Genomic DNA, 12738 nt, shown 5'->3' on the forward strand with positions numbered 1-12738 from the left:
CTGCATGACCTGACATATTCCGGCGAGCCGATGAAGGAGGACAGTACCGCTCCGTCCCCCTTTCGGCTCGCCGGCTTGTCTTTCCGACGGACGATTCCGTCTTTTTTGCATCCGTCTCTTTCAAATATTCACAGGTTTCTTTTCTGTTTCAGCGAAAAGGCGTAATTTTGCGCGTAAACCCTATGAGTTTGTTAAGACGTGGACAATGTAAAAGATAGAGTCAAACAACTGTTTACCGAGTATCTTCGTGTCAATAAGCATCGCAAGACACCCGAGCGTTTTGCCATACTCGATGCTATCTATTCCATTGACGGACATTTTGACATCGAAACCCTCTACGGCATCATGCTGAGCAAGGAGAACTTCCGTGTCAGCCGTGCCACGCTTTATAACACCATCGTGCTGCTTCTCGACGCCAAGCTGCTCATCAAACATGCTTTCGGCAACACCGCCCAATACGAGAAGTCGTTCAATATCGAGACCCACCACCACCTTATTTGTACCACTTGCGGACGAGTGTCTGAATTCCAGGACGAGGACCTGCAGACCCACATTGCACAGATGGACCTGAAGAAGTTCCAGATGTCGCACTATTCGCTCTATATTTACGGGACATGCGGACGGTGTGCGGCTGCGGCGCGACGGAGGAAAAAACAAACCCCGGACAAGAAATGACACAACATACTATAAAAAACAAAAAGATCATGAAAGTAGACGTCTTGCTAGGACTCCAATGGGGAGACGAAGGCAAAGGTAAAGTTGTCGACGTGCTGACCCCGAACTATGACGTAGTAGCTCGTTTCCAAGGCGGACCGAATGCCGGTCATACGCTTGAGTTTGAAGGACAGAAATATGTGCTCCGCTCCATTCCCTCCGGAATCTTCCAGGGTGACAAGGTGAACATCATCGGCAACGGTGTAGTGCTCGACCCGGCCCTCTTCAAGGCGGAAGCCGAGGCGCTCGAAGCGTCGGGACACGACCTGAAGGAACGCCTTCACATTTCAAAGAAAGCCCATCTCATATTGCCTACCCACCGCATTCTCGATGCTGCCTATGAGGCTGCCAAGGGAGCTGCCAAGGTGGGAACCACCGGAAAGGGTATCGGACCGACCTACACCGACAAGGTGAGCCGGAACGGATTGCGCGTGGGGGACATCCTGCATGATTTCGAGAAGAAGTATGCAGCAGCCAAGGCACGTCACGAACAGATTCTCAAGAGCCTGAACTATGAGTACGACATCACCCAGCTGGAAAAGGAATGGATGGAAGGTATCGAATACCTGAAGCGTTTCCACCTGGTGGACAGCGAGCATGAAATCAACAACCTCTTGAAAGACGGGAAGTCAGTGCTTTGTGAAGGAGCACAGGGAACGATGCTCGATGTGGACTTCGGTTCCTATCCTTTCGTGACTTCCTCCAATACGGTGTGTGCAGGCGCCTGCACGGGTCTCGGTGTGGCTCCGAACAAAATCGGCGAAGTCTTCGGCATCATGAAGGCCTATTGTACCCGTGTGGGTAGCGGTCCGTTCCCTACGGAGCTGTTTGACGAGACGGGAAAGACCATCCGTGCCATCGGCCACGAATATGGCGCCGTGACCGGACGTGAACGTCGTTGCGGCTGGATTGACCTGGTTGCCCTGAAGTATGCCATTATGGTCAACGGGGTGACCCAGCTCATCATGATGAAGAGCGATGTGCTCGACGGATTCGACACCGTGAAGGCATGCGTGTCCTACAAGGTGAACGGCGAAGAAATCGATTACTTCCCCTATGACATCAACGAGGGTATCGAGCCGGTTTATGTGGAGATGCCGGGATGGAAGACCGACATGACGAAGATGACCAGTGAAGACGAGTTCCCCGAGGAATTCAATGCCTACATGTCGTTCCTGGAGTCGGAACTGGAGACACCCATCAAGATTGTCTCCGTGGGTCCTGACCGCGAACAGACCATCGTACGTTATACGGAAAAAGACTGAACCGCCCACGATGGAGGGTAGCAACCGGGTGCTTGCTGACACCGGCTGTGCCCCGTCGGTGCGGATACCAAGAAACGAAGACACGGAGGAAACAGGGGAAGCCCGGGTTTCATCCGTGTCTTTTACTTTTTTTACTAAAACATTCCCAAAAAGCCTCTGTATAAATGGCAGTTCCTGCCTGAATTCCTATCTTTGGCACATCGTTTGCTTTTCCTTAAACAGATTAATCATTAAACACATAGAAACATTATGATTGGATATTGGATATTGTTTGGTGCCATTGCCGTCATCAGCTACCTGGTGCAGGCAAATTTGAAGAACAAGTTTGAACGCTACTCGAAGATTCCCACCGAGAACGGAATGACCGGGCGCGAGATTGCCCTGAAGATGCTTCACGACAACGGCATCTATGACGTGCAGGTGACTCATACGCCAGGCATGTTGACCGACCACTACAATCCGATGAACAAGACGGTCAACCTCAGTGAAGGCGTCTATGCCAGCAACAGTGTGGCTGCCGCTGCGGTGGCTGCCCATGAATGCGGACACGCCGTGCAGCATGCCCGTGCCTATGCTCCGTTGCGGCTGCGTTCGGCATTGGTACCCATCGTGCAGTTTTCGTCAGGCATCGTACCTTGGATTCTGCTCATCGGCATGCTCACCCTTCAGGTGTTTAAGGGACTGATGTTGTTGGGCATCATCCTGTTTGCCATGACGACGCTGTTCAGCTTTGTTACCCTTCCGGTGGAGATTGACGCCAGCCGACGTGCCTTGGCATGGCTCAACAGTGCCGGCATCACGACTGTCCGCACCCACGACAAGGCTACGGATGCATTGCGGTCTGCCGCTTATACCTACGTCATTGCCGCACTCAGCTCGCTTGCCACATTACTTTATTACGTGATGATTTACCTGGGCGGACGTCGCGAATAAGTCCTCCCTGATACAGACTTTGATACAGGAAGCTGTTTTGAATCCTTGCCTGTTTGCGTCCCGGAGTCGGATGCAGGAGGAAGGGGATTCAAAACGGCTTTTTTATTTCCGGTTCCGTCAGAGAGACCGAATCGCGTGCAATGATGTCCTTGGCAGGACCGGTCACCTGGATGACGGGACGGATCTGTTCGGCTTCAGCTTCCGTGATAAGTCCCTTTTTGGCCAATCGGTCGGCAATGAGGTGGTAGTAGCCGGAGAGACTCTCACGCAGGTTGCCTTCCGCATCAAACGAACTGCGGAAGTGCTTGGGCTTGGGGACGATGGATGCCAGGAAGATGGCTTCTTCCGTACTGAGTTCGGAGGGACGCTTGTTGAAGTAGAAGTGTGAAGCCTCGGCGGCTCCGTAGACCAGCGGTCCCCATTCGATGATGTTCATGTAGACTTCATACATACGCTCCTTCGAGGTCAGTCCCTGGTTTTCGATGAGCCACACGATGAGTGCTTCCTCCAGCTTGCGGGTGATGTTCTTCTGACGGTTGAGAAACACATTCTTCACCAGTTGCATGCTGATGGTGCTGCCTCCTCGGGCGAACTTCCGCTTCTTCAAGTCCTCGATGAGCGCCTCGCGCAGGGCATCGATCAGGAAGCCGCGGTGGTAGAAGAAGGCCCCGTCTTCACTCTGCATCACTGCCATTTGCAGCAAGGGGGAGATTTGGCTGAGGGGTATGAAGTGCTCCCACGACGGACCGATGGGGAAGGTGCGGACGGGACGCCCGTTCTCGTAAGCCGTGTATTCGAACTCGCCGTTCATCTTGCTCAGGTTGGCGTTGCCGTAACGGACGATGCGGAAATTCTTCTTTTGCAGCTCCGACTCCAGCTTCAGGCTGTCAAGGCAGGCAAAGTCGACGTCGAGCAATCCGTGGTACGCCAGTTCGCCTTCCGTCTGGATGCCGTCGAGGGTGTCAAAGAGTCCTTTGGGCAGGGAGCCGAAGAGGTCCTGCGAGGGGAACCACGGACGGTTGACCGATGCCCGGACATGCCACCGTTCCAGGGGCGAGAGCCGTGTGTCGGACCGATGGGTGAGGCAGAGGTAGGGATGGAACGTCAGCCGGTTGAAACGCACGGTGCTGGTGCTGTCCAGCTCGATGTCCTGCGGACGGAAGTTCAGGCGGCAGTCCAGTGTGCCGCGGTCGAGGCGAACGGTATCAGGCGACAGTGCCGGATGGAACACCTGCAGTCCGGCGACGTGTGTCCGTCCGTTGAGTTGCGTGAGGCTGCTTCCGCCACTTGTCTCCGTCAGTCGGCAGGTCAGGGTGTCGAGCCGGATGTCTGCCCCAATGCGGCGTTGCAGGTAGGGCAGTCGCAGAGGCTGGCGTCCGTCAGCTGACAGACAGACGTCGATGTTGCGTTCCGAGGGGGACAGCTGTCCGCTCAAGGTCCATTGCTGGGTGGGGAGGGAGTCTTCCGTGATGGAGAGGTGAGTCCGGAAGCGGTTGTTCTCGATGAGCAGTTCGGGCAGACGGAGGGTGACACCGTGGGTGTTGTGCCGTTCGCGGATGCAGACGTTGCTGATGCGTCCGTTGTCGGGCACCCGTCCGTAGAGCCAGCTCAGGAGTGTGTGCATGCGGGTGGCATAGTTGGCTGTCCGGTCGGACGATTCCTGTGTGCCGCTGTCGGTTCCACGGAAGAGGAAGTCATAGTTGGCGGTGGAGTCGTTCTTCAACAGGTTGGCGGACAGTCCGTCCAGGGTGACTGTCTTGACCCATATCTCTCCTTGGATGAGTTTCCACAAGCTGAGTTTCAGGTCGAGCTGTTGCAGGGTGAGCAGGGTGTCTCGTCCGTCAGGGACGACCGTCAAGCCACGGAGACAGACCGTGTTGAGCCCTTCGAGACCCAGCGATTGGTAGCCGACGTGCAGACCGTAGTGCTGTTCCAGAGCAGAGATGTGCTGTCCTGCCATACGTCGGAGGAAGGAATCCTTGGCGGCAAAGAGCACACCGACGCCAATCACGATTGCCGCTCCGGCTATCCCGGCAGCAATCTTCCAATGTCGTTGAAGCATGTTTGTTTCTATACGTTTTGCGGCTGCAAAAGTAGTCTAAAGCAAGGACTTGGACGAATGATTGGGAGGGAAATCGAATATTTTGCCTACCTTTGCGCAAACAACGAACATCTATGAATGCATTAGCCCTCATCGACAAATACTATCCCGTTGAAAACGAGTTGAAACACATCCTGTTGGTGCATAGCCGTTCGGTGGCAGACAAGGCGTTGCAGGTGGCGGACCGCCATCCCGAGCTTCTGTTGGACCGCCAATTCCTGGAAGAAGCCTCCCTGCTTCATGACATCGGTATTTTCCTGACGCATGCCCCCGGTATCTGTTGCCTGGGTGACAAGCCCTACATCTGCCACGGTTCGTTGGGAGCGGACCTGGTGCGTGCCGAGGGGTTCCCCCGCCATGCTTTGGTATGCGAACGCCATACCGGAACCGGACTCTCGCTGGAGCAGATTGTGCGCGAACAGTTGCCCGTTCCCCATCGCGACATGCTCCCCGTCAGTCTGGAGGAGCAGGTCATCTGCTTTGCCGATAAATTCTTCTCAAAGACCCATTTGGACCGGGAGAAAAGCGTAGAAAAAGTCTTACGTAGCCTGGCTCCTTTCGGGGAGGAAGGAGTGGAGCGTTTCAAGGAGTGGTGCGAGCGCTTTCTTTAACACCTAAAAATCAATAAAATTAGAAGCTCTCATTTCTTACCATTGGTGGATAATATGTAATTTTGCCGACCAACTGTAATAAGGGATTGATGAAATCGTTAAGAAACTGTTTATATATACCTCTTCTGTTTATCATGATGCTGTCGCTCATTCCGCAGAGTACGGATGCGCAGCGTCGGCGTTCCAAGGGAAATCCGACTTTCGACTCGCTGGTCACAGACTCCCTGTCGCTGCCGAAAGATTCGCTGTTGCTCGACTCGCTGGCTGTTGATACACTGAAGACAGATACCACTGCCAAGAAGAAGGATGCCCTCGAAGCGCCTGTCACTTTCTCTTCGACAGACTCCACGGTCATGACAGCCGTCGACGGCTTTGCCCGCATGTATGGCAATGCGAAAATCAATTACCAGACCATCGAGCTGACTGCCGCCGTCGTGGCGATGAACATGGACAGCAGCATTGTCCACGCCAACGGAGTGAAGGACACCACGGGAACCATCCAGGGCAAACCGGTGTTCAAGGACGGCGAGACTCCTTATGAGTCGGAGAAGATGAGCTACAACTTCAAGTCGAAGCGCGGTTTCATCAACAACATCACCACCGAACAGGGGGAAGGATACATCACCAGCGAGAGTGCCAAGAAGGGCAACGACGAGGAGTACTACATGGAGCACGGACGCTACACCACGTGCGACGACCACGAGCATCCGCACTTCTACCTGGCATTGAGCCGTGCGAAAGTCCGTCCGAAGAAGAATGTCGTGTTCGGACCAGCTTGGCTGGTGCTGGCGGACGTTCCCCTTCCGCTTGCCATCCCCTTCGGTTTCTTCCCGTTCAGCAGCAGCTATTCGTCAGGCTTCCTCATGCCGAGTTACGGTGACGAGTCTACCCGTGGTTTCTACCTGCGTGACGGTGGTTACTATTTTGCCATCAACGACAACATTGACCTGCGTCTCACCGGAGGTATCTATACCAAAGGTTCCTGGGAGGCGAATGCAGCGTCAACCTATAACAAGCGCTATCGCTATTCCGGTAACTTCAGCTTCAACTATCAGGACATCAAGACGGGTGACAAGGGAATGCCCGACTACACGGAGACACGGAGCTTCCGCCTGCAATGGACGCACCGCCAGGATGCGAAGGCAAACCCGAACTCCAACTTCTCGGCGAGCATCAACTATTCGTCGACCAGCTATGACCGGAACAACCTCAACAGCCTCTATGACCCCAGCCTGTATGCACAGAGCACCAAGACTTCGAGTGTGAGCTATTCGCGCACGTTCCCCGACATTGGTCTGACGCTGTCGAGCACCTTCAACGTTTCGCAGAGTACGCGAGACTCCACCGTGTCGCTGACCTTGCCCGACCTGAACATCAACCTCAACCGTATCTTCCCCTTCAAGCGGAAGAAGGCGGCAGGCTCGGAACGTTGGTATGAGAAAATCTCCATCCAGTATACAGGACAGATCAGCAACACCATCACGGCGAAGGAAGACTACATCCTGAAGTCAAACCTCGCACGTGACTGGCGCAACGGATGGCAGCACCGCATCCCCATCCAGGCGACTTTCTCCCTGTTCAACTACATCAACATCACTCCGTCGTTCAACTATACCGAGCGGTGGTACCTGTCGAAAATCAAGCGTTCGTGGGACCCGCAGACGCAGACGGTGGTGCGCGACACCATCAACGGCTTCAACCGTGTCTACAACTACGACTTCAGTATCTCGGCAAACACGAAGCTCTACGGTTTCTACAAGCCGTCGCCTAAAATCTTCGGAGACAAGATTGAGATGATCCGCCACGTCTTCACGCCGAGTGTCAGCTACAGCATGTCGCCGGACTTCAGTAAGTCGCGCTACGGCTTCTATGATACCTATACTTATACGGACGAGAACGGTGAGGTTTACACCCAGAAATACTCCTATTATGAAGGTATGCTCTACGGAACGGCTCCGCAAGGCAAGACGGGCAACATCAACTTCTCGTTGTCAAACAACCTGGAGATGAAGGTAAAGTCGGACAAGGACTCTACGGGTGTGAAGAAAATCAGCCTGATTGATGAGTTTCGCGTCGGCATGTCCTACAACCTCGCCGCTAAGGAAAAGCCATGGAGCGACATGGACATCAGCCTGCGTCTGAAGCTGTCGAAGAGCAAGACCTTCAACCTCTCTGCCAGCTTTGCTACTTATGCCTACGAGTTCAACGACCGCGGCCAGGTGGTGGAGGGCAACCGTACGGAGTGGTCCTACGGACGTTTCGGACGCTTCTCGGGCATGAGCCAGAACTTCTCATATACTTTTGACAACAACACGTGGAAGAAGTGGTTCGGTAAGGACGATGAGGACACGAAGACCAATGAAGATACGGAGAATGAGGACGATGAAGAGTTCACCGACCTGGAGGAACGCGAGGAACAGCGCAACAAGAAGAAGACGAAAGTGAGTGCCGAGGTGGACGATGACGGCTACCTGAAGTTCAGCATGCCCTGGTCGCTCACGGTCTCCTATGGTATCACGATGAGTGAGGACCGCTCAAAGCCCATCAATGTGAAGACGATGCGCTATCCCTACCGTTTCACGCAGAACCTGAACTTCTCGGGTAACCTCAAGCTGTCCGAAGGATGGAACGTGAACTTCTCCAGCGGTTACGACTTTGAGGCGAAAGAAATATCCATGTCGACCGTCAACATCACCCGCGACCTTCACTGCTTCAGCATGAGCTGTGGTCTGGTGTTCGGACGTTACCAGTCCTACAACTTCACCATCAGTGCCAATGCCAGCATGCTGAAGGATGCCCTGAAGTGGGACAAGCGAAGCAGCTACAGCAGCAACGTCGAGTGGTACTAGACCTGTTGACGGATTCCTGGAAAAAAACGAGTTGACAAGGATTGGAAAGGCATGACATCCGTTCAGGTGCCTTCCTCCTTGTCAACTCGTTTTTTTTGTCTGTTTTTCTCGTCCGCTGTCAGAACCGCTACCAGTCGATAGGGGTTTGTCCGTGTGCCCGGAGGTAGTCGTTGGTCAGGCTGAAGTGATGGTTGCCGAAGAAACCGTTGTGTGCCGACAGGGGAGAGGGATGTGCCGAGGTCAGTACCAGGTGACGGGAGCGGTCAATGAAAGCTCCCTTTTTCTGAGCGTATGCACCCCAGAGGATGAACACAAGGTGTTCCCGTTCGTTGTTGAGGGCACGGATTGCTGCGTCGGTAAATTCTTCCCAGCCACGGCGTTGGTGGGAGCCGGCTGCATGGGCGCGTACAGTCAGGGTGGCATTGAGCATCAGTACACCCTGTTCCGCCCAACGTGTCAGGTTGCCGCTGGTCGGTATGGGCTTGCCCAAGTCAGCTTGTATTTCCTTGAAAATGTTTTGCAGGGAGGGCGGGAAGGCAATCCCGTCGTTTACCGAGAAGCACAGTCCGTGAGCCTGTCCCGGACCGTGATAGGGGTCTTGTCCGATGATGACCACTTTCACCCGGTCAAAAGGACAGAGGTTGAAAGCATTGAAGATTAGCCGTCCCGGAGGATAGACCGTGGTGTGTGCATATTCGTTGCGTACGAAGTCGGTCAGCTGCACAAAATAATCCTTCTCAAATTCAGGAGCCAGGTGTTTTTTCCAGCTCTCTTCTATCTGTACATTCATGAGTCTGCTTGTTGGTTGGCTGCAAACTTACGAATAAATGCTGAGATACGGAAGTGGAACCGGGTATCCCACTTCCGTTATCTTTGTACGTCTGCCTGTGGAGTCCGGTACGGATTCAAATCAGGGGAATGTGGAGTTTGGCACACGCTTCGCGCATCTCTTCGGGCCAGATGCTTGCCTGGATTTCGCCGATGTGTGCCTTGCGGAGGTATATCATGCAGAGTCTGGACTGTCCGATACCGCCTCCGATGCTGAGTGGCAGTGAACCTTCGAGCAGCCGGCGGTGAAAATAGAGCTCCTTGCGTTCCTCTTTCCCCGACAGGGTCAGCTGACGGAGCAAGGTCTCCCGGTCCACACGGATACCCATGGAGGAAACCTCAATGGGGCAGTCCAGGATGTCATGCCACACGAGGAGGTCACCGTTCAGTCCCAGGAACCCGTCGCTGTTGGGAGTCGTGTAGTCATCGTAGTCGGGAGCACGCAGGTCATGAGGCTTTCCGTCACCCAGATTGCCACCGATGCCCATGATGAAGACCGTCCGGTGCTGGCGGGTGATGAGGCTTTCGCGCTCTTTCGGTGTCTTGTCCGGATAGAGGCGGCGCAGTTCCTCGGAATGGATGAAGAAGATGTCCGGAGCCAGGAACGGTTCGATTTGCGGATACTGTTCACACACCATGTATTCCGTGCGTAGCATGGCAGCATAGATGTGGCGTACGATGTTTTTCAGGAAGTCCAGGTTGCGGTCGTCTGCCGTGATGACCCGTTCCCAGTCCCATTGGTCAACATAGAGCGAATGCAGGTTGCCCAGTGATTCGTCGGCACGGATGGCATTCATGTCCGTATAGATGCCATATCCCGGAGCTATCCGGTAGTCTGCCAGCGTTACCCGTTTCCATTTCGCCAACGAGTGGACCACCTCGGCACGTGCGTCGCCCAAGTCCTTGATGGGAAAGCTCACGGCACGCTCGATGCCGCTCAGGTCGTCATTCAATCCCGTACCTTGGAGGACAAAGAGAGGAGCGGTGACCCTTCGCAAGCGGAGTTCCGAGGACAGGTTCTGCTGGAAGAACTCCTTCACTTTTTTGATTCCCAGTTCGGTTTGTTTCAAGTCGAGCAGCGGCTTGTAGCTTTTCGGTTCAATCAAATAACTCATCTGTTGTTTTTGGTTTCTCTTTACTTGGTAATTGTATTTTTACTTATCTCGTTTCTTTTTGATGGGCAAATATAGATAATAGTTTTTATTTTGATAGTATATTCCCGATATAAATGACGTTTAGAAAATGAAAAAGAAGAACGTCCGGCATAAAAAAGTCAGCCAGAGTTAGGAAGATTCTGCATTATTTGTTACTTTTGCACCGATTTGAAAAGAATCTGTCTCCGTAGTTCAATGGATAGAATATTGGATTCCGGTTCCAACGATTGGGGTTCGACTCCCCACGGGGATACACAGAAGGACTTGTTGTCACAGACAGCAGGTCCTTTTTTTGGTTGGTGTCAATTGTTCCAATTGACAATGTCTATCGGGCAGATGTCCAACAAACAAAAATGTAGGGGCGACCGGACCGGTCGCCCGGTCCAATCATTATTGGACCCATCATTGTTGGGACCAATGCAATTGTCAATCGAATGTTGGTGGACCGGGTGTTATTGGACCGGGCGACCAGACCGGTCGCCCCTACGTTGGGGATGGTGGACGTTTCTGAATTACGTTTTGACAAAATGTCAAACGAAGGTTCTGAGAGTGCCAATCCTCGCACCAAAATACGATTTGGTGGATTTCGTGGCATTCTCAGGCGATTCGCAAAATACAGATTGTTGCATACAGGGGCGTTGGAACGACATTACGGAGGGTGTTGAGGTTGAAGGAGTATCATTGTTCTGTTTCCCGTTCCTTACATCCCTCTTTTTATTACCTTCCGATTTGTTGACAGCACCCTTCTTCTAGAGAGTGAAACTCGCTTCTTTTTACTTCCATTTTCCAAAGACTTGACTTCCGGGCATGAAACAATAGTGTTTGGGAGGTGAAACTATATTGTTTGACGCGTCAAACTATATTGTTTGGCTCGCGAAACAATATTGTTCCGGGCACGTTTTGTCTGTTTTTCGAAAACGAAATGTATAGTTTTCTAAAATCAAGGGCTTTTTTCGGGCATTCCGTTTGCAATCATTCACGTTTCGTCTCCAGATTATCGGATTTTCGAAAAGGACGAGTTAGCTGAAAAGGGCGTATCGGGTGATTCTGTCAAGCAGATGAGGGAAAATCGTGTCTTTCTGCTTTCGGGGTCGCTGCCTGCTACCTTTTGAACGGCAGTTCCAGTTGCCGCCAGACTCCCTTTCTGTCTTCCTGCGGGTTGGAGACAGAGAGACCGATGAGGCGGACGGCATGATGTTCGCAGTCGACCTCCTTCAGGAGCTGTTTGGCGAGGGGGAGGATGTCTTGCAGGGTGACGAGAGGTTGCACCGTGCTTTGGCTGCGGGTGATTTGTGTGAAGTCGTGGAACTTGATTTTCAGCGTCAGGGTGTTGCCGCGGAAGTTGTGGCGTTTCAGTCGCTCCACCAGTTCGGTGGTCACGTGATACAGTTCGATGATGAGCGAGGTCCGCGAGGTGAGGTCGCGCTCCAACGTATGTTCGCAGCCCAGGGATTTGCGGATGCGTATGACCTCCACCGGACGTTCGTCGATGCCTCGGGCAAAGTCATGATAGAGTTGTCCTGCCTTGCCGAAATAGTGTGTGAGCATCTCCAGCGAACAGGCACGCAGGTCCTTCCCCGTATGGATGAACAGCTCGTGCATCTTTTTTGCCGTCACCTTGCCCACGCCCCAGAAAGCCTCTACCGGAAGGTGGTCGATGAAGTCCTGCGCCTGGTCGGGGTGGATGGTGCACAGTCCGTCCGGCTTACGATAGTCCGAGGCAACCTTGGCGAGGAACTTGTTGTACGATACACCGGCGGATGCCACCAGGTGCAGCTCCTCCCGGATGCGCCGTTTGATTTCCTTGGCAATGTCCACTGCCAGTTCCATTCCCTTCTTGTTCTCCGTCACATCCAGGAACGCCTCGTCGATGGACAGCGGTTCGATGAGGTCCGTGTATTCCGCAAAGATGTCGCGTATCTGCTCCGACACCTTCTTGTAGACCTCCATCCGTCCCGGTACGAAAATCAGTTCCGGGCACAGCTTGCGTGCACGGGTCGATGCCATGGCAGAGCGGACGCCGAACTTGCGTGCCTCATAGCTTGCCGCCGCCACAACACCCCGTTCCTCCTCGCGTCCTACGGCAATCGGTTTGCCGCGCAGCTCCGGGTTGTCGCGCTGTTCAATGGAGGCATAGAAGGCGTCCATGTCGATGTGGATGATTTTGCGTAAGGTCATGGGGTTGTCCGGTAAATCGTGAGCGAAAATAGTGAAAAAAGCTTGGCACGTTCTTTCCTTTTAATTATCTTTTGCACGTCTTTATGCAGTAAGTGTCCTTCCGGT

General features: G+C 53.4%; 9 protein-coding genes and 1 tRNA gene. 6 read left to right on the forward strand and 4 right to left on the reverse strand.

Annotated features, from left to right (window positions below):
* Window positions 1–198: 198 nt before the first annotated feature.
* From C8275_RS06140 to C8275_RS06150, 3 genes are all read left to right on the forward strand, one after another.
* Window positions 199–675, forward strand: coding sequence for a Fur family transcriptional regulator (locus C8275_RS06140; protein WP_022385134.1), 477 nt, complete (start codon window positions 199–201; stop codon window positions 673–675).
* Window positions 676–704: 29 nt separating this feature from the next.
* The gene (locus C8275_RS06145) at window positions 705–1979 is read left to right on the forward strand and encodes an adenylosuccinate synthase (protein WP_106484497.1); all 1275 of its coding nucleotides are present in this window, start codon (window positions 705–707) and stop codon (window positions 1977–1979) included.
* A gap of 249 nt (window positions 1980–2228) precedes the next feature.
* Entirely contained in the window at window positions 2229–2912 is a 684-nt protein-coding gene (locus C8275_RS06150) for a zinc metallopeptidase (protein WP_106484498.1), read from the forward strand.
* A gap of 88 nt (window positions 2913–3000) precedes the next feature.
* Here the strand turns inward: C8275_RS06150 and C8275_RS06155 are convergent, their stop codons facing one another.
* Window positions 3001–4974, reverse strand: coding sequence for a biosynthetic peptidoglycan transglycosylase (locus C8275_RS06155; RefSeq protein ID WP_106484499.1), 1974 nt, complete (start codon window positions 4972–4974; stop codon window positions 3001–3003).
* A gap of 113 nt (window positions 4975–5087) precedes the next feature.
* Here C8275_RS06155 and C8275_RS06160 point away from each other — a divergent pair, with 113 nt between their 5' ends.
* Both C8275_RS06160 and C8275_RS06165 read left to right on the forward strand, forming a co-directional pair.
* Window positions 5088–5624: an HD domain-containing protein gene (locus tag C8275_RS06160; RefSeq protein WP_106484500.1), complete on the forward strand. Its 537-nt coding sequence runs from the start codon at window positions 5088–5090 to the stop codon at window positions 5622–5624.
* Between the two features lie 89 nt (window positions 5625–5713).
* Complete coding sequence (locus C8275_RS06165) at window positions 5714–8473, forward strand: putative LPS assembly protein LptD (RefSeq protein WP_106484501.1); 2760 nt, start codon at window positions 5714–5716, stop codon at window positions 8471–8473.
* Window positions 8474–8600: 127 nt separating this feature from the next.
* On the opposite strand, the gene ung is transcribed toward C8275_RS06165, so the two are convergent.
* Window positions 8601–9263, reverse strand: a complete 663-nt coding sequence (ung, locus tag C8275_RS06170; protein WP_106484502.1) for a uracil-DNA glycosylase — start codon at window positions 9261–9263, stop codon at window positions 8601–8603.
* A 115-nt stretch (window positions 9264–9378) separates the two neighbouring features.
* A complete protein-coding gene (gene asnA, locus C8275_RS06175) occupies window positions 9379–10416 on the reverse strand; it encodes an aspartate--ammonia ligase (protein ID WP_106484503.1) in 1038 nt (345 codons plus the stop codon).
* A gap of 220 nt (window positions 10417–10636) precedes the next feature.
* Between asnA and C8275_RS06180 the strand changes: the two genes are divergently transcribed.
* Window positions 10637–10708: transfer RNA gene (locus tag C8275_RS06180), tRNA-Arg, on the forward strand.
* Window positions 10709–11556: 848 nt separating this feature from the next.
* Here C8275_RS06180 and dinB read toward each other — a convergent pair.
* Complete coding sequence (gene dinB / locus C8275_RS06185) at window positions 11557–12633, reverse strand: DNA polymerase IV (RefSeq protein ID WP_106484504.1); 1077 nt, start codon at window positions 12631–12633, stop codon at window positions 11557–11559.
* Window positions 12634–12738: the final 105 nt, after the last annotated feature.

Source organism: Bacteroides sp. Marseille-P3684 (assembly GCF_900291465.1).
Taxonomy (GTDB): domain Bacteria; phylum Bacteroidota; class Bacteroidia; order Bacteroidales; family Bacteroidaceae; genus Phocaeicola_A.